This is a genomic window from Streptomyces sp. NPDC007856 (genome assembly GCF_042868225.1).
In the GTDB taxonomy this organism is placed as follows: Bacteria; Actinomycetota; Actinomycetes; order Streptomycetales; family Streptomycetaceae; genus Streptomyces.
The window spans coordinates 72,040-89,752 of sequence record NZ_JBIAEC010000018.1 but is presented as its reverse complement, the minus strand read 5'-3'; the positions used below and the strand labels follow the sequence as shown (position 1 = coordinate 89,752).

Genomic DNA, 17,713 nt, shown 5'->3' with positions numbered 1-17,713 from the left:
GCCAGGTGGGCGGCCGCAGCAGCCCACGGATCCTCAGTGCCGGCCGAGCCGGTGCCGGTGGCCGTAGCGTGCCCCTGCCGGAGATCATGCCGCGAGGAGGTCGGTGGATGGCGAAGGCGTGCGGCGGCCACCGTCTGCACCTCCGGCGAGCACTGCCCGATGTACGCGGCCGCGCACGCCTAGGTGGGGCTCGGCCGCATTGTGTACGTCGCCTCGTCGGATCAACTGTCCGGCCAGGCTGGACGAGTGTGTGATGGGCGCAACAGGCGTGAGTCTCAACCGAGTTCGAGCGTGGTGACGCCGAACACGCGGTGCCGGGCGTATGCACGCACCGGCCCGGTGTACATGCGGGCGGTCTCGAACGAGGCCTGGAATCCAGCCGCTTCGGCGAGTGCGACACCGGCCGCGTTCGGCTCGGGCACGTCGATGGCGACCTGGCCTCCCGCGGCCTCGGCCGTGAGGGCTGCGAACAGGGCGCGGGCGTCGTCGGCGGTGTCCGCGAAGAGGGGGCCGACGCGCAGGGTGTCGTGTCCGGGGCGGAGCACGCCGTAGCCGGTGAGCCGGGATCCGTCGTGGCGGACGAAGGCCCGGTGTCCGGGGCCGGTGAGCCACTCGGCGAGGAAGCGCGGCCGGTCGGCCGGGTGGCAGGAGCTGTCGTAGGCGGTGATCGCGGCGAGGTCGGCGGGGCCCGCCGGACGGACCCCGGCGGGTGTCCCGCCCTGCGGGGCCGTCCCGGTGAACCGGATGGTGCGGTAGGCCAGTTCGAACCCCGACTGGCGGTAGTTGTCCTGCTGGGCGACGACGCCGTCCAGGCCGACGGTGCGGTTGCCGGCATGGGCGAGGGCGGTCTTCCAGGTGGTGAGGCCGTGGCCGTGGCCGCGCAGGTCGGGGCGGACCAGATAGCAGCCCAGGAAGGCGTACTCCGGGCCGTGGTTCACCACGGAGATGGCCGACACCGGCTCACCGTCGATACGGCCGAGGAAGAACCCGTCCGGATCCTGCGCGAAGAACGCGGGCCCGTCGGACAGTCCCGGGTTCCAGCCCTCGGCCGCCGCCCATCCGGCGATCACCGGCCAGTCGTCGAGGGTGGCCTGGGTGACGACGAGGTCGTGGGGGGCCGCAGGGGTCATCGATGCGCTCCAATTCCGTCGGGACCGGACTGCCGTGCCGCATCCTTCCGGATCAACGGGGGCCGCGCCACGGGAAGATCAGCCGTTGCGCAGGACCCGGCCACCGGCCAGGGCGCGCAGCAGGGGAAGCAGCGACGCGAGGACGAACGCCCCGAAGAGGGTGATGGGCAGCAGTCCCACGGGCCGCAGCAGGCCTGCCGGATCCTCCTTCACCCAGGGCCAGTTGACGTACCAGTTGGCGAGTACGTCCAGCGGCATCACGACACCCGCCAGCCAGATGCCCAGGGGCCGCGCCCGCAGCGCCAGGACGGCGACCAGGGGGTCGAGGACCACCAGGGCGACGAAGAACACCTGCAGCGGAAGGGGGCCGAAGTCGGTATAGGCGTGAAGTCCGCCGCGCACCAGGTCGAGGACATGGGCGCAGGTCCCCTCCAGGAAGCCGCCCGCGTACACCACGAGGGTCCAGCGCGCCCGGCGCGGCAGCGCTCGTAATCGCTCTCGTATGCCGTCCGTCACCCGATCAAGCTACTGCACCGTGCGGCACCGCCCGGTCTCACCCGAACGAGGCCCCACCGGGCCGACGTACGGTGGGGCCATGGGAGGGGGTGGGTCAGTCGGTGTGCCCGGGGCGGAAGCGGCGGTAGAGGACGGCGCCGGTGAGGAGCAGCGCGGCGCTGCCGGCGACGGCGGGCGCGGTGCCGTCCGCGCCGGTGTGGGCCAGCGCGGACGTCGTCGGCGGGGTGTGCGGGCGAGGCTGGTGCCTGGTGGGGGCGGGAGGCTTCGGGGCCGGGCTCCGAGGGGCACGGGGATGGTCACCGGGGCCGTTGACCGACCGGTTGCCCTCGGCCGGGTTGCCCACCCCGACCACGCCGACGCTGTTGCCGCTGACGTTCACCGGCAGGTCGACGGGGAGCTGGACGTCGTTGCCGGAGAGCAGGCCGGGCGAGCCCTGCCCACCGCCGTGGGCAGAGGCACCGCCGGACGTCGCCGACCCGCCTGTTGCGGCGCCCTGGCCGGAGCGGTTCGCGCAGGCGTTGCCGGTGGCCGGGTTGAGCAGCCCCACCACGTTCACGGTGTTGCCGCACACGTTCACCGGCACATGCACCGGGAGCTGGATGCCGTTGCCGGAGAACAGCCCGGGCGAGCCGGCCGCGGAGCCGTCGGCGGCGAAAGCGGCGGACACCGGCATTGTCACGGCCATCGCTCCGGAGGCGGCGACGACGGCGATCACACCGTTACGGGTAGCCCGTCTCATAGGTTCCCTGCCTTCCAGACTTCGTCGCGGGCACTCACCCGCACCCCGTAAAACGCAGGTCAACCATCCGAGTTATGGCTTATCGGCCTTTCACCCCGTCGAGCGACAGTGTTATCGAACTGCGCGCGAAGACGCTCAGTGATCGATAAAGGGCACGGAGGGGCGGAGAATACGGCACGGGGCGCCGCCCCGCTCGTCGGGAGGCGGGCCGTCCGCGGCCCGCTTATGGTGATCCGAGGGCGCCGTCCCGGTCCGCGACAGGCGTCCCGGGAGGCTGTCGATGCTGGTCAAGCTGTCCACACGGCCCACCGTGCGGCGCTGCGCGGGTACCGGAGCCCTCGCCCTGGCGCTGCTCGGCGCCGGACTGCCCGCGACCGACCGGACACAGCCCGACCTGTCCCGCTTCTACCGGCAGAAGGTGACCTGGGCGGCCTGCAAGGGCCCCGACATGCCGAAGGACCTCCAGTGCGGGAAGGTCACCGTCCCGATCGACTACGCACGGCCCCGCGCGGGCACGCTCGACCTGGCCCTCGCCCGCTACCAGGCGACCGGGAAGAAACAGGGCTCGGTGCTGCTGAACTTCGGCGGCCCGGGCGGTGCGGGCATCCCTGAACTCGCCGCCGACGGCAAGCAGTTCATGGACCTGACCAACGGCTACGACGTGGTCGGCTTCGACCCGCGGGGCGTCGGCCGCTCCTCCCCCGTCAGCTGCGGCGACGGCAGCGACGAGGCCGCGTCCGCGCTGGACGACGAGACCGGCCTCGACCATCCGCGGACGCTGCTCACGAAGTTGCGCAAGGCCGCCGGCGAATGCGCCCGGAACTCCGGCCCGGTGCTGCCCCACATAGGCACCGTGAACGCCTCCCGCGACCTGGACGTCATCCGCCAGGCCCTCGGCGACAAGAAGCTCAACTACCTCGGCTTCTCCTATGGAACGCGGCTCGGCGCGGTGTACGCGGCACAGTTCCCGCACAAGGTGCGCCGGCTCGCCCTCGACGGCGTGGACACCCTGACCGAGCCGCTGTCCGAGCAGGGGGTGGCCGGCGCCGAGGGACAGCAGACCGCGCTGGACGATTTCCTGGACTGGTGTATGACGGACGTCGCCTGTCCGTTCGGGCAGGACCGGCGCGCGGCCGGGGGCCAGGTGGTCACCCTCGTGCGCTCGCTCGACCAGAACCCGGTCCCGTCGGACTTCGGCGGCTCGTTCTCCGGACAGGACCTGGTCGGCGCCATCGGGCAGGCCCTCTACAGCAAGAAGCTGTGGCCCTCCCTGGAGCGCGCCCTGGCCTCGCTCGTCCAGGACGGCGACACCCGGGGCGTGCAGAACTTCGCCACCTCGGGCTCCGGACTGCCCGTGGGCGGCCACCGCAACGACGGTCTGGTCGATCCGCAGAACGTGCCGGCGGACAACCTGCAGGCCGCGCTGATGGCGATCAACTGCGCCGACGACCCCGACCGGCCCGACGCGGCGCAGATCGGCAAGGACCTGAAGCAGCTGCGGGCCGAGTACGAGCAGGCCTCGCCGGTCTTCGGCCGCTACCGGCTGACCGAACTGCTCATGTGCTACGGCCGCCCCAAGGGCACCGACTTCATCCGCGACCGGGTGAAGGACGTCCACTCGGCGAGGATGCTGCTCGTGGGCACGCGCGGCGACCCGGCGACGCCGTACCGGTGGACGGTGGAGACGGCCGCACGGCTCGGTTCGTCGGCGGTGGTGCTCGACAACAAGGGGGACGGCCACACCGGTTACACCTCCTCCAAGTGCGTGCACCAGAAGATCGACGACTACCTGCTGTACGGCTCCCTGCCGCCGAACGGCAGCTCCTGCCCGGCGGACGGCAATGACTGGAGCGCCACCACGAGCGCCACCAACTGGTGACAGCCCCTCCCGGCCGTCACACTGGCTGGGCGTGTTTCGGCAGCCGCCGCATCCCGTACCTGAGCGACTGGGGGACACCGTCATGCGCATCCGCGCCACCATCGCCGTACCCGCCGCCTCGGCCGCCGTGGCGGGCCTGCTGCTGACCGCGCCGCAGAGCCAGGCCGCCACGGCGGACCACGCCCGGCCCGTCCGCTGCACGGAGAAGTCGCTGACGGTCCGGGCCAAGGCCGCGTCCGCCGATCCGACCGTGCTGCGGGTCGGCGTCACCCACCACGGCGCCCGCGCGTGCGTCGTCGACCGGGTGCCCACGGTGACCTTCGGGGACCTGGACGGCGCCGCGCTGCCGACGCCCGAGGGCGGCACCGGCAGCTTCCGTCTCGCGGCCGGGCAGACCGCCTACGCCGACATCCGCACCATCGGCGACCCGGCGGACCCCGAGGCCCGCCGGGTGGGCACCGTGACCGTGGCCGCCTCGGCCGCCCACTCGGGCCGCTCCTTCACCGCAGCCCAGCTCGGCACCGGCGAGCACGTCCTGGTGTGGGAGCCGGTGACGACGTTGTGGCAGCCCACGCGGGCGGCCGCGGACCGGGCCATCGGCCTCAGCCGGTGATCACCTCGGGCGTGTAGACCTCCAGCCATCGCGCGAGGTCCAGGGCGCGCTCCAGACCGCGCCGGGCCGCCTGGGTGCTCACCGGCGCCTCGCGCTCGGCTGCCCGGCGGAGCCGGTCGCGGTCGACGAGGTCGAAGACCTGGTGCGAGGGCCGGGAGAGCAGCTCCTTGGCCTGCTCCTGGAGGGCGCGGGCGTACTGCGGATCCTGCGTGGACGGGTACGGGCTCTTGACCCGCTCGTACACCGAGCGCGGCAGGACGTCCGCGGCCGCCTCCCGCAGCAGGCTCTTCTCCCGGCCGTCGAAGGACTTCAGCGCCCACGGGGCGTTGTAGACGTACTCGACGAGGCGGTGGTCGCAGAACGGCACCCGGACCTCCAGGCCGACGGCCATGCTCATCCGGTCCTTGCGGTCGAGCAGGGCGCGCACGAAGCGGGTCAGGTGCAGATGGCTCATCTGCCGCATCCGGTACTCGAAGTCGCTCTCGCCGTCGAGCCGTTCGATGCCGGCGACGGCCGTGCGGTAGCCGTCGGAGACGTAACTCTCCAGGTCCAGGCACTTGGTGAGGTCGGCGCGCAGCACGTCGGCGTCCTCGCCGAAGTGGCGCCCCATGGTCGTCAGCCACGGGAAGGTGTCGGCACGGCGCGCCTCCTCGTCGAAGAACTGCAGGTAGCCGCCGAAGACTTCGTCGGCGGACTCGCCGGACAGGGCCACCGTGGACTTCTCGCGGACGGCGCGGAAGAGCAGCAGGAGCGAGGCGTCCATGTCGCCGAAGCCGGCCGGCAGATCGCGGGCGCGGATCACCTGTTCGCGCACGGCGGGGTCGGCGAGGGACTGCGCGTCGAGCACGATGTCCTGGTGGTCGGTGCCCGCGAGCTCGGCCACCTCGTGCACGAACGGCGTGTCGGGGGTGCCGCGCAGCTCGTCGGCGACGAAGTTGTCGGTCTGGCCGACGAAGTCGACGGCGAAGCTGCGCACCTTCTCGCCCTGCCGGGCGAGTTGCCGGGCGGCGATCGCGGTCATCGCGGAGGAGTCGAGGCCGCCGGAGAGCAGGGTGCAGCGGGGGACGTCGGCGACCAGCTGGCGGCGCACGATGTCGTCGAGCAGCGAGCGCACGGTCGTGATGGTGGTGTCGCGGTCGTCGGTGTGCGGCCGGGTCTGAAGGTGCCAGTAGACACGGGTGGACAGGCCGGAGCGGTCGACGGTGACGACCGTGCCGGGTTCCACCTCGCGCATGCCGTCCCAGATCGCGTGGCCGGGCGTCTTGACCATGACGAACAGCTCCCGCAGCCCGTCCAGCGTCACCCGGCGGCGGGCCAGCGGGTTGGCGAGGATCGCCTTGGGCTCGGAGCCGAACAGGACGCCGTCGGAGGTGGGGTGGTAGTAGAACGGCTTGATGCCCATGCGGTCGCGGATCATCACGAGCTTGTCGTGGCGGCCGTCCCAGACCGCGAAGGCGTACATCCCGTTGAGCCGTTCGGCGACCCCGTCACCCCATTCGAGGTAGCCGTGCAGGACGACCTCGGTGTCGGAGTCGGTGGTGAACCGGTGGCCGCGGCCTTCCAGTTCACGGCGCAGTTCGGTGAAGTTGTAGGCCTCCCCGGAGTACACCATGGCGACGGTTCCCTGCTGGGTCGCCACGGACATCGGCTGACGGCCGCCGGGGAGGTCGATGATCGCGAGCCGGCGGTGGCCCAGGGCGGCCGGGCCCTCGGTCCAGACACCGCGGTCGTCCGGGCCGCGGCAGGCCATCGTCTCGGTCATCGCATGCAATGTGGTGGCCTCGGCGGTCAGGTCGCGGTCGAAGGAAACCCATCCTGTGATGCCGCACATGCGCTGCCTCCTGCCTCCGGCTCGCACCAGGAGCAAACCAGTTGTATCGAACACCTATATGACGAGCCTCCGTCAGGTGTTCGACGCGGTCAACGCGGTCGTCACACGAATGACCCACCCTCCCCCCTTGTTTCGGCCGGGTTTTGCCTTCGCGAAATCTCCAGATCGCGGGGACTGCGGGCCGACAGGACAGCGAACCGGCCACGGGCAAAAACTTGGCCAAACAAGCTCGGGCGTTACCCCTTCACGGTCAGAAACGCGTCGAGCGCCTCGGTCAGCTCGGCAGGCTTCTCCAGCGGCAGCTCATGGCCCGCGTCGAGGATGCGGACGACCGCGTCCGGATAGGCCTTGGCCATCCGCAGCATCTGCCGCACCGGCAGCTGGACGTCGTGATAGCCGTGCACCATCAGCGTGGGCGTGCGGATCTCCCCGGCCCGGTCGAGGACGTCGAAGGCGCGCATCGCGCCGTACAGCGTCATCACGACCTCGCGCGGGGTCGCGGCGGAGGCGCGGATGTGCGCGCGGATCTCCTCGCGCGGATAGCCGGGCGCGAAGGCGCGCTGGATGTTGGCCGCCACGAACAGCCGGTACGGCACCAGGGTGGAGGCGGCCATGAGCAGGCCCCGCCCACGGCTGTACGTCATCCGGCCGATCGAGCCCACCAGCACCATCCGCTCCACCCGCTCGGGGTGGGTCAGGGCTATGGTCTGCGCGATCATGCCGCCCATCGAGTGGCCGACCAGCGCGAACCGTTCGATCTGAAGGTGGTCCAGGAGAGCCAGGACGTCGCGCGCCAGCTCCGCGATCGTGCGCACGCCGGCGCCGGTGCTCTCCCCGTGACCGCGCAGGTCCAGCCGGATCACCCGGCGTCCTGCGGAGAAGTGCGCGATCTGGTGGTCCCAGCGGCGCCGGTTCGCGGTCCAGCCGTGCACGAACACCAGCGGCACCTCCGGTGCGTCACGGGGGCCCTCGTCGTCGTACGTCAGGGCCGCTCCGTCGACTTCGAGCTGCGGCATGTCAGGCCTCCTGGGGTGCGCTGCGGTCCGGTTACTGGCCGGTACGGTAACCGCCCGCGGGGCACCGCGTCACCGGTTCAACGGGGGAATTCACTGCGGAAACCGAGGCTGGGACACCCCGAATGCCGTACGGGTGAATCCGCCCTATCGTGCTGTCATGGAGCACGCACTGAGTCCCGCAATGCTGGCCGAACTGCGGCGCCCGCGCCCTTACCCTGCGGTGTCCGTGCTGACCCCGACACACCGCCGGGAACCGGACAACGAGCAGGATCCCGTCCGGCTGCGCAATGTCGTCACCGAGGCACGAAAACGCCTGGAGTCCGACCCCGCCGTCACCCGTGAGCGGCGCAACGACGTCGTGGCGCAGCTCGACCGGGCGCTGCGGGAGGTGGACCTGGCACACGCCGAGGACGGCCTGGTGATCTTCGCCGCCCCGGGCGAGCACCAGGTGTGGTCCCTGGCCCGCACCGTCCCCGAGCGGGTGGTGCTCTCGGACACCTTCCTCACCCGCAACCTGGTCGCCGCGCAGGCCGCCGAACGGCCCTTCTGGGCGCTGGCGGTCTCCGCGGACCGCGTCACCCTGTGGAGCGGCGGCGAGGGCCGTGTCGTGGCGGAGTCGTCCGGCGGCTTCCCGCTGGAGCGCCGGCAGGAGAACTTCGACGCGGAGCGTCAGATGCAGATCGGCGACCAGCCGAGCGCCTTCCGCGACGAAGGCACGCGTCACTTCCTGCGCGAGGCGGACACCGCCATGGCCGCGCTCCTGCGCGACCAGCCCCGGCCGCTGTACATCACCGGCGAGCAGGCGGCGCTGTCCCTGCTGGAGGAGGTCGGCAGCACGGCCAAGGAGGCCACCCTGGTCCCGCGCGGCGGCCTCGCGCACGCCGGTCCCGAGGCGGTGTGGCAGGCGCTGCGGCCGGTGCTGGAGGAGGAGACCCGAAAGGACACCACGGCCGTGGTCCGTGAGCTGACCTCGGCGCGCGGCCACAAGACCTACGCGGCCGGTCTGGACGAGCTGTGGCAGAGTGCCCGCGACGGCCGGATCCGGCTGCTCGCCGTGGAGGAGAACTTCCGGGCGACCGTCAGTGACCTGGGCGAGCACCTGGTGCCGGCCGAGCCCGGCGACCTGGACGCCCGCGAGGACATCGTGGACGAGATCGTCGAGCAGTGTCTGGAGACCGGCGCCGAGGTCCGCTTCGTGCCGGACGGCACGCTGGGCGACGCGAACGGGATCGCCGGCGTGCTGCGGTACTGAGGCACCCCCGGGTCTGGGACGCCCCCAGGTCCGAGGCCCCCGGCAGCGCTCCCTGCCCGGCGTACGCTACGGCGTGATCGTCGGCGTAAGGGAGCGCGCACATGGGTGACCTGCTGGGAGTGGCCGTACTGGGTGCCGGACACATGGGGGCCGACCACATACGACGCCTCGACCAAGTGGTCAGCGGAGCCAGGGTCGCGGCGGTGGCCGACCCCGAGGTCGAGCGGGCCGGGAAAGCCGCGGCCGGCCTCGACGGCGTGACCGTGCACAAGGACCCCGTGGCCGCGCTCGACGCTCCCGGCGTGTCGGCCGTGCTGATCGCCTCCCCCGGGCCCGCCCACGAGGAGGCCCTCCTCGCCGCCTTCGCCCGCGGGCTGCCAGTGCTGTGCGAGAAGCCCATGGTGCCCGACTCCACGGGTGCGCTGCGGGTGGTGGAGGCGGAGGCAGGACTGGGCCGCCGGCTGGCCCAGATCGGCTTCATGCGCCGCTACGACACCGAGTACGGCCGGCTCAAGTCGCTGCTGGACGGCGGCGGTCTGGGCCGCCCCCTGATGCTGCACTGCACCCACCGCAACGTCTCCTCCCCCGGCCACTTCACCAGCGCCATGCTGATCAACAGCTCCGTCTCGCACGAGATCGACGCGGCCCGCTGGCTGCTCGGGCAGGAGCTGACGGCGGTGACCGTGCTGCGTCCCAGGCCGTCCGCGGACGCCCCCGAGGGGCTGCTGGACCCGCAGTTCCTGCTGTTCGAGACGGACGGGGGCGCGCTGGTCGACGTGGAGGTCTTCGTCAACTGCGGCTTCGGCTACCAGGTGCGCTGCGAGGCCGTGTGCGAGCGGGGCAGCGCGCGGATCGGCGACGAGCACACCATGGTGGTCACCACGGCTGGCGGCGCCCGCGAGGAGGTCGCGCAGGACTACCTCGTCCGGTTCGCCGACGCGTACGACCGCGAGGTGCAGGCCTGGGTGGATGCCACTCGGCGCGGCGAGGTCACCGGTCCGAGCGCCTGGGACGGTTACGCCGCGTCCGTCGTCGCCGAGGCGGGGGTCCGGGCGCTGGAGACCGGCGGCCGTACGACCGTCGACCTCGCCCCGCGCCCGGACCTGTACGGCCCCTGCGCCGGGGTCAGCCGCTGACGCTCGCCGCGCCCGTCTCCAGGTGCCCGGTGAACCGGCGCGACCAGGTCGCGTCGGAGTCGACGGTCACCGTGAAGTCGTACCAGCCGTTCTGGTAGGCGACGGCGTTGAAGTAGTCCTCCGTCGAGGCGCCCGCGGCGACGGTGTAGGGCCAGGGGCCGTCACTGCGGTAGTGGTTGGAGGTGATGGTGAACTTCACGGATGAGGAACCCGAGTTGGCCATCTTGAAGTAGATCGCGAGCTTGCCCGTGCCCGGCTCGACCCCGTAACGGGTGCTCACCTCCGCCGACTTGCCCGCCTTGGTCGCGTCGCCCTGGAAGCGGCGCAGGAAGCGGTTGGGGCCGATCATGGTGAAGTCGTACATGCCGCCGCCGAAGCCGGTGCCGACGTTGAAGTAGTCGGAGGCAGTGCCGCCCGCGTCGACCGTGTACTGCCAGGGCGTGGTGTCGCGGTACGCGTTCGGGTGGATGGAGAAGTGGGCCGCGCGGGACGCCGGGGCACCCTGGTTGGTCATCGTGAACCAGGCAAGGATCTTGCCGGCCGCGTCGAACTCCAGGTGGTCCAGGTAGCCGTTCGGCTGGTACGGCAGGGCGCGGGCCGGGCGGGTGCCGGACTCCTGCGTGGGCAAGGCGTTGTCGGTCGGCACCGGGTTGGGCAGCGGGCCGCAGGTGTCGATGCCGATGACGCTGGTGGCGGGCAGGGAGACCGTGCCGTAGACCGGGTTGGCGAAGTCGAAGACACCGGTGAGATCCCCGCTGACCTTGCGCCGCCAGTCGCTGATGTTGGGGCACTTGGCGGGCTTGCCCAGGGCGGACGTCCAGGTCTCCAGGAAGCGCAGCACCGAGGTGTGCTCGAAGACCTCGGAGGAGACCCAGCCGCCGCGCGTCCAGGGCGAGACGACGAGCATCGGGACGCGGAAGCCGAAGCCGTACGGCACCCCGTTGAGGAACTCCCCGGCCGTTCCGGCGGGCGGTGCCGGCGGGGGCACGTGGTCGAAGTAGCCGTCGTTCTCGTCGTAGTTCAGAAACAGGACGGTGGAGTCGAAGACGTCCTGGTCGGCCGCGAGGGCCTGGTAGACGAGGTTGACGAAGTGGGCGCCGTCGCCGGGCGGGGCGTAGGGGTGCTCGGAGAAGGCCTGGTTGGGAACGACCCAGGAGACCTGCGGGAGGGTGCCCGCGAGCACGTCGGCCTTGATGGCGGCGGCGATGTCGTCGGGGGTGGAGCCGGTCACCTTGGGCACCGAGGACATGCCGCGGTCGTACAAGGGGTCGCCCGGCTTGGCGTTCGCGAAGTTCTTGAAGTAGGCGCAGCCGTTGTCGCCGTAGTTGTCCGCGGCGTTCTGGTAGACCTTCCACGTCACTCCGGCGGCCTGCAGCGCCTCGGCGTAGTTCTGCCAGGTCAGGCCGGACTCGTCGCCGCCGTCGTAGCTGGAGGAGTCGACCTTGCCGCTCCACAGATAGGTGCGGTTGGGGCCGGTGGCGCTGAGCGTGGAGCAGAAGTAGGCGTCGCAGATGGTGTAGTTGTCGGCGAGCGCGTAGTGGAAGGGGATGTCGGAGCGGTCCAGGTAGCCGAGCGAGCGGACATTGCCGACGCCCGCGACCCAGTTGTCCATGCGGCCCTTGTTCCAGGCGGAGTGCTGCGAGGACCAGGAGTGGGGCAGGTCGCCGTTGCACTGGGCCAGGGTCTCGCCGTCCTTGCCGCCGGCGGACGGGGTGGCGCTGAGCTTCCACGGGTACTGACGGCCCGTTCCGTTCGGCTGGTCGAAGGCCGGGTGGCCGCCGCTGAGGGTGATGCCGCTGCGGTCGCCGAAACCGCGCACGCCCTTCAGCCGGCCGAAGTAGTGGTCGAAGCTGCGGTTCTCCTGCATGAGGATCACCACGTGCTGGAGGTCCTTGATCGTGCCGGTCGCCGTGGTGGCCGCCGCTGCCGTGCGCACGCCTGCGCCGCCCAGCGCCACACCCGCCGCCACGGATGCGCCGAGCCCCACGAAGCCTCTTCGGCTGATCGGTGTCATTCGCCTCGTCCTTGTCGCCGTCGGTGCCCCTGCGGCACGCCGCGCGCCAGGGTGCCCGCGGCGATCGTCAGGCTCCATACCGGGGCGGTGAGGCAAAGGTGAACAGAAGTCAAAGTCGCCCAGGGGGCCGTCTCACACCCCGCCGAACAGGGCGCCCAGCCCCCGCTCCACGACTCCGGCCAGGTCCTCCTGCCCGGCCGCCACCACCCCGTATGTGCGCAGCAGGAAGCGGCGCAGGGCCGAAGCGGGGAACTGCAGCAGGGCCAGACCGTGGGGCGAGTGGAACTCCAGTACCGTCCGGGTGCGGCCGTACGGCCAGATCTGGACGTCCCCGTGGCCGGCCGGGGCCCGCAGCCCCTCGTCGAGCAGGGAGCGCGCGAAGATCCAGGTGACTTCCTCGCCGTCCAGCGCGGCCTCGGCCGGGAAGTCCACGAAGACGGCCAATGGGTCGTCCGTTGTATAGCGCAGCGTGGCGGACACTGGGATCTCCTGGTCCTCGGCGGTGATGAGCCGGGCCTGGGCGGGCTGTTCGACAGTGATGGCGTCCATGCCTTAATGGAGTCTGCGAAGGCCTCTCGCATGCCGCGAAATCCGGTCAGAGTTCGACAGGTACAGGACGCTTCCCGCACACTGGAACGCGGATGCGACGAACACTCGCGTGAGCGCCGGGGGGAGTGCGGTCCGGACGGGACAACACACGTAGTTTTCCTACGACTTGGGCCACACCGCGCGTACGTCATTCGTGCGCGCGGATCACTCCGGGAAGACTCTGGCATATGCCGGAAGCACCACCGTATCGTGTGTTGCCAAATCCCTTACGGGGCGTCGCGGGCTGTGCGAGAGTCGTAACGGTCCCCCCGTCCTCCCCGGCCGTCTCGTCCCCCAACGGAGTGCGTCATGCCGTCCCAAGTCTCCGCGGACCGCCCAGCCGCCCAGCCACCCGGACCCGGCTCGGTGGAGGCGTTGATAAAGCAGACGCGGCGGCTCAAGGGCGAAGTGGACGCGGTACGGCGGGACACCCGGAGCGACGGTGCGGACCCGGAGGAACGCTGGCAGCGCGCCCTGTACGACCTCGCACTGCACCAACTTGAAGACGTGGACGCCCACTTGGCCCAGCTCCGGGACGGACCGGCGGCCGAGCCGGCCGGACCGGCCGAGGCGCCCGCCCTTCGGCCCTCGCCCGCCGCCGCCCCGAGCGGCTCGCTGCTCAGCCGTGTCGGCAGCGCGGAGTGGAACCTGCTGACGGACGAGGCCACCTGGTCCGGGGAGCTTTACCACATCCTCGGCCTGGACCCGGACGCCCCCGCCCTCACCCTGGACGAGCTGCCCTCGCTGGTCGTGGAGGAGGACCGGCCGAAACTGACCGCGATGGTGACGGACTGCCTGGTCGACGGCAAACCCATCGACGGCGAGTTCCGCGTCCTGCGGCCCGAGGGCTCCGTGCGGGCGGTGCACATGATGGGCGAACCCGTGCTCGGCGCCGACGGCGGCACGGCCTCGATGTGGGCCGTGCTGCGCGACGTCAGCGAACTGCGCCGCTGCCGGACGACGGAGCGCGAGACCCGTGACTCGTTGCGGCGTCACCGCCGGGAGGAGCAGACCGAGCACCGGATCGCGGCCGAGCTGCAGGAAGCCGTGCTACCGCCCTGGCGCGGCTCCCTGCGGCTCCCGCACCAGGGGCCACGCACCCTCGACCTCGCCGCCCGCCGCCTCCCCGCGGCGACGAGCACACCGCTGGGCGGCGACTGGTACGACGCGCTGGAACTGTCCGACGGCGAGACCCTGCTCAGCGTCGGCGACCTCACCGGGCACGGTGTGGCCGTCGCCTCCGGGATGGCGATGCTGCTCGGTGCCGTACGCGGTATGGCGCTGGCGGGCAGCCGGCCCGGTGAACTGCTCGGCATGCTCAACCAGTTACTGGACGCCACCGTGCAGCCCGCCCTGGGCAGCGCCGTCTGCTGCCGCTACCGGCCCGAGACCCGCACCCTGGTCTGGGCGCAGGCAGGACACCCCGCCCCGCTGCTGTACCGCGACGGGACGGGGCGCATGCTGAACGCACCGGACGGCGTCCTGCTCGGCGCCACCTCGGGCGCCGTCTACGGACAGGCCGAGGAGACCCTCCGGCCGGGCGACCTCCTGCTGCTGCACACCGACGGACTGGTGCCGGGGCACAGCCCGAGCTCGGCCGTGGACCGCCTGCTCGACCTCGCCCCGCGGTTCGGCGCGGCGCGCACCGCGCAGGACTGCGTGCGCACGCTGGTCGAGGAGTTCGACGGAGCCGGACGCGAGGACGACGCCTGTGTGCTCGTCGCCAGGGTCACCGCATGAGTTGACGTCGCCGATGAGTTGAGATCACCGACTGAGTTGAGATCACCGGCGGAATCCGGCGCACAGGCCCTGTGCCTGTGCGCTCACGCCTGTGCGCTGCCGGAGCCCTTGGCCCTCGGCTTGGGCAGGGCGAGCCGGATCTCCTCCCGAAGTTCCTGGATCTTCGGATAGCCGGAGTACTCCGCGGTCAGCCGGTACATCTGCCGCAGCCGGTCCCAGGTGCGACGGGAGGAGTTCGAGCCCATCGACATCAGGGCCAGCCGGGCGTAGCGGTCGGCCTGTTCGGGGTCGTCGGCGATGAAGCAGGCCGACGCCATGGACAGATGGTCGAAGATCTTCGAGCGCTCCCGTCCGTCGACGCGCAGGGACAGGGCCTTCTCCGCGTAGTGCTGGGCGTGCGCGGCCGCGCTCGGGTCGAACTCGGCCAGCGTGCGGTAGGCCAGGGCCTGCATGCCGTACAGATCCTCGTCCTTGAAGGTCTGCATCCAGTCCAGTGGTTCCCCGTCGCCCCGGTCGGCGACGAACATGTCCTCCGCCTGACCCAGCGTGCGGCGCATCGCCCGGCCCTTGCCCATCGAGGCCTGCGCCCAGGCCTCGATGGTGTGGAACATCGCCTTCGTACGCGGCTGCAGGCGGTCGCCGGCGCCGGACTGGGCGAGTTTCATCAGGTCCAGTGCGTCGTCGGGCCGGCCCAGGTGCACCATCTGCCGGGCCGCCCGGGACAGGGCCTCACCGGCGCGCGGCCGGTCTCCGCCCTCGCGGGCGGCATGGGCGGCGATGACGAAGTACTTCTGCGCCGTGGGCTCCAGGCCGACGTCGTGCGACATCCAGCCCGCGAGGACGGCGAGGTTGGCGGCGACGCCCCACAGGCGCCGCTGGAGATGGGGTGGATGGTGGTAGGCGAGCATGCCGCCCACCTCGTTGAGCTGGCCCACGACCGCCTTGCGCTGAAGCCCGCCGCCACGGGCCGCGTCCCAGGCTCGGAACACCTCGACCGAGCGCTCCAGTTCCTCGATCTCCTGCGACCCGATGGGGGCGGCCTCATAGCGGTCGAACCCAGCGGGGTCGGCGTGCAGGGGGTCGTCGAGGACGGGGGCGTCGGCCTTCAGGGCCGGGTCGATGTGCAGCCAGTCGTACATGGCGCTGCTGAGTGCGGATCCCGCGGCGAGCGCGGCACCCGCGCCCACCAAGCCGCGTCGGTTGAGCATGAGGTCCATTCCCGTGAATTCGGTGAGGACCGCGGCGGTACGTTCGGGCGCCCACGGCACGCCGTCGGGACGTTCCTCGATCCCGTCGCCCTGCCGTTTCCCCGCACGCCCGTGCCGTACCAGACCGAGGTCCTCGATGGTCACGACACGGCCGAGACGCTCGGTGAACAGGGCCGCCAGCACCCGCGGTACCGGATCGCGCGGGATCTCTCCCGTGTCGATCCACCGACGGACCCGGGAGGTGTCGGTCGACAGCTGGGGGTGGCCCATGGCCGCCGCCTGCTTGTTGACCAGCCTCGCGAGTTCCCCCTTGGACCAGCCGGCCAGGCCGAACAGGTCCGCAAGGCGGGTGTTGGGTTGTCCGCTCACGTAAGCCCCCAGGTTCTCGGCTGAGTTGACAGTAGCCCGGTGCGGGTTGCCGGGCGACTATTCGCCAGGGTTCGCCAGGGTCCGCCAGATGGTGTGCCACTGGGCATCGGGTGTCGAGTAGGAACGCGCCACCCCGACCCGGTCGCCGCTCGGCTCGCCGAGCTGACGGGTGCATTCCCCAGGGTGCACCCGGGCGACCGGGCCGGGCAGGCGCTCGCTCGCAGTGCATGCGAACGGAGTACGGGCTCCCCCGCGCTCCGGCGCCGCGCATGTGCCCCGAGCACGCACCACAGGCAGGCACCGCAGGCACACGAAGGGATCTGTATCTCCCATGTACGCAGCATCGTCCTCCGTGTCCGCCCCGCCCCGGCCGCTGCGCTCCCGCCCCGCGGGTGGCGGGCCGTACCTGGACCCGGCGGCGCGTCCGGGCGGCCCCGTGCCGGTCGCGGGCCGGCTCCGGCGGGTGCCGGGCCAGGCCGGTACCCAACCGCTCAGCGGGAGACTCGACTTGTCCGGCCCCCAGGGCGCGCAACTACGCACCGCGATCGCATCGGTGCACCGGATCTGCCCGGAGTTCACTCCGGTGCAGGTGCTGCGGCGCAGCGGACGGTCCGTCCTCCTCGTCGGGACGGCGGGGCGCGGCACGGCCGTGGCCAAGTGTCTGCTGGACCACTCGCCCGCCTGGGCCGAGCGGATCCGCCACGAAATAGCCGCATACCGCTCGTTCGTCCGGCACCGGCCACCGGTCCGCGTGCCCCGGCTGATCGCGGCGGACCCGGACAACTGCACCCTGGTCATCGAGCGGGCGCCGGGCCGGGTGGCGGCGCTGCAGCGCCATCCGGTGGAGGTGCCGCCCCGCCCGGACATCCGGGCCGCGCTGGGCGCGATCTGCCGGCTCAACGCCTGGCGGCCACCGGCGGGCACCTTCGACATGCCGCTGGACTACGGCGCCCGGATCTCCCGGTACCACGAGCTGGGCCTGCTCACCGACCGGGACCTCGGCGACCTCCAGAAACTGCTGCACGGCATCGCCCACCAGGTGGGCCGGCAGGGCATGCTCCAGTTCAACCACGGCGACGCCCAGCTGTCGAACATCCTGCTGTCACCGGCCGGTCCAGTGCTGGTGGACTGGGAGCACGCCGGCTGGTATCTGCCGGGGTACGACCTGGCGACGCTGTGGCTGGTGCTCGGGGACGCGCCGGTGGCCCGGCGGCAGATCAGCCAGATCGCCCAGACGGCGGGCCCGGCCTCTAGGGACGCCTTCCTGGTGAACCTGATGCTGGTGCTGACCCGGGAGATCCGTACCTACGAGACCGCCGTGCAGCGTTCGATGCACGAGGTGGCCCCGGCGGCACCGGGCATGGCCCACCCGGGTGCTGCGCCGTCCGGCGAGGAACAGCGGCTGCTGCTCAGGCGGCTGCACGACGACTGCCAGATGGCCCGCAAGGCCGTCCGAGCGGCGGTCGGTACTCGCTGACGGGGACGACGGTTCCGCGGTGCGCCAGAGCGGCGGCGCACCGCGGGCCTTCGTGTGTCCGGGCTCCCATGGACACTGGTGTACGCCAGTGACGCCCCGCAGGCCCGCGCGCCGCCGCGGCGAAACTCGCCGAAAACCTCCGTGACGTGGGAAATCGCCACGGTGAAGGCATGATTGACGGATCGTCGGCAAGCCGGTACCACTG

General features: G+C 71.7%; 14 protein-coding genes and 1 pseudogene. 7 read left to right on the top strand and 8 right to left on the bottom strand.

The window, feature by feature from the left end; all coding sequences use genetic code 11:
• Nucleotides 1-117: 117 nt before the first annotated feature.
• Nucleotides 118-180, top strand: a pseudogene (locus ACFYOH_RS34870) (nucleoside deaminase); the annotation flags it as partial.
• 95 nt (nt 181-275) lie between these two features.
• Here the strand turns inward: ACFYOH_RS34870 and ACFYOH_RS34865 are convergent.
• The 3 genes from ACFYOH_RS34865 to ACFYOH_RS34855 all read right to left on the bottom strand — a co-directional run bounded on the left by ACFYOH_RS34865 (nt 276) and on the right by ACFYOH_RS34855 (nt 2,385).
• On the bottom strand, nt 276-1,130 hold the full coding sequence (locus ACFYOH_RS34865; protein WP_388634196.1) for a GNAT family N-acetyltransferase: 855 nt from the start codon (nt 1,128-1,130) through the stop codon (nt 276-278).
• 78 nt (nt 1,131-1,208) lie between these two features.
• On the bottom strand, nt 1,209-1,646 hold the full coding sequence (locus ACFYOH_RS34860) for a hypothetical protein (protein WP_388634193.1): 438 nt from the start codon (nt 1,644-1,646) through the stop codon (nt 1,209-1,211).
• A 94-nt stretch (nt 1,647-1,740) separates the two neighbouring features.
• Nucleotides 1,741-2,385, bottom strand: a complete 645-nt coding sequence (locus ACFYOH_RS34855) for a chaplin family protein (RefSeq protein ID WP_388634191.1) — start codon at nt 2,383-2,385, stop codon at nt 1,741-1,743.
• Nucleotides 2,386-2,665: 280 nt separating this feature from the next.
• Between ACFYOH_RS34855 and ACFYOH_RS34850 the strand changes: the two genes are divergently transcribed.
• Both ACFYOH_RS34850 and ACFYOH_RS34845 read left to right on the top strand, forming a co-directional pair.
• On the top strand, nt 2,666-4,264 hold the full coding sequence (locus tag ACFYOH_RS34850; RefSeq protein WP_388634189.1) for an alpha/beta hydrolase: 1,599 nt from the start codon (nt 2,666-2,668) through the stop codon (nt 4,262-4,264).
• Between the two features lie 82 nt (nt 4,265-4,346).
• On the top strand, nt 4,347-4,877 hold the full coding sequence (locus ACFYOH_RS34845) for a DUF4232 domain-containing protein (RefSeq protein ID WP_388634187.1): 531 nt from the start codon (nt 4,347-4,349) through the stop codon (nt 4,875-4,877).
• Here the strand turns inward: ACFYOH_RS34845 and asnB are convergent.
• Together asnB and ACFYOH_RS34835 are read right to left on the bottom strand one after the other, a co-directional pair.
• Nucleotides 4,867-6,708, bottom strand: coding sequence for an asparagine synthase (glutamine-hydrolyzing) (gene asnB / locus ACFYOH_RS34840; RefSeq protein ID WP_388634185.1), 1,842 nt, complete (start codon nt 6,706-6,708; stop codon nt 4,867-4,869). The two genes, ACFYOH_RS34845 and asnB, sit on opposite strands and share 11 nt — an antisense overlap.
• A gap of 236 nt (nt 6,709-6,944) precedes the next feature.
• Nucleotides 6,945-7,724 (bottom strand): alpha/beta fold hydrolase, encoded by a 780-nt coding sequence (locus tag ACFYOH_RS34835; RefSeq protein ID WP_388634182.1) that lies wholly within the window; start codon nt 7,722-7,724, stop codon nt 6,945-6,947.
• A 157-nt stretch (nt 7,725-7,881) separates the two neighbouring features.
• Between ACFYOH_RS34835 and ACFYOH_RS34830 the strand changes: the two genes are divergently transcribed.
• Nucleotides 7,882-8,976 (top strand): chemotaxis protein, encoded by a 1,095-nt coding sequence (locus tag ACFYOH_RS34830; protein ID WP_388634180.1) that lies wholly within the window; start codon nt 7,882-7,884, stop codon nt 8,974-8,976.
• Nucleotides 8,977-9,077: 101 nt separating this feature from the next.
• Complete coding sequence (locus ACFYOH_RS34825; protein WP_388634177.1) at nt 9,078-10,112, top strand: Gfo/Idh/MocA family protein; 1,035 nt, start codon at nt 9,078-9,080, stop codon at nt 10,110-10,112.
• Here the strand turns inward: ACFYOH_RS34825 and ACFYOH_RS34820 are convergent.
• A complete protein-coding gene (locus ACFYOH_RS34820; protein WP_388634174.1) occupies nt 10,102-12,126 on the bottom strand; it encodes a phosphocholine-specific phospholipase C in 2,025 nt (674 codons plus the stop codon). The genes ACFYOH_RS34825 and ACFYOH_RS34820 overlap by 11 nt on opposite strands.
• A gap of 132 nt (nt 12,127-12,258) precedes the next feature.
• A complete protein-coding gene (locus ACFYOH_RS34815; protein ID WP_388634172.1) occupies nt 12,259-12,675 on the bottom strand; it encodes an SsgA family sporulation/cell division regulator in 417 nt (138 codons plus the stop codon).
• Between the two features lie 348 nt (nt 12,676-13,023).
• Here ACFYOH_RS34815 and ACFYOH_RS34810 point away from each other — a divergent pair, with 348 nt between their 5' ends.
• A complete protein-coding gene (locus tag ACFYOH_RS34810; protein ID WP_388634170.1) occupies nt 13,024-14,454 on the top strand; it encodes a PP2C family protein-serine/threonine phosphatase in 1,431 nt (476 codons plus the stop codon).
• Nucleotides 14,455-14,537: 83 nt separating this feature from the next.
• On the opposite strand, the gene ACFYOH_RS34805 is transcribed toward ACFYOH_RS34810, so the two are convergent.
• A complete protein-coding gene (locus ACFYOH_RS34805) occupies nt 14,538-16,031 on the bottom strand; it encodes a hypothetical protein (protein WP_388634167.1) in 1,494 nt (497 codons plus the stop codon).
• A gap of 331 nt (nt 16,032-16,362) precedes the next feature.
• Between ACFYOH_RS34805 and ACFYOH_RS34800 the strand changes: the two genes are divergently transcribed.
• The gene (locus ACFYOH_RS34800; protein WP_388634165.1) at nt 16,363-17,508 is read left to right on the top strand and encodes an aminoglycoside phosphotransferase family protein; all 1,146 of its coding nucleotides are present in this window, start codon (nt 16,363-16,365) and stop codon (nt 17,506-17,508) included.
• Nucleotides 17,509-17,713: the final 205 nt, after the last annotated feature.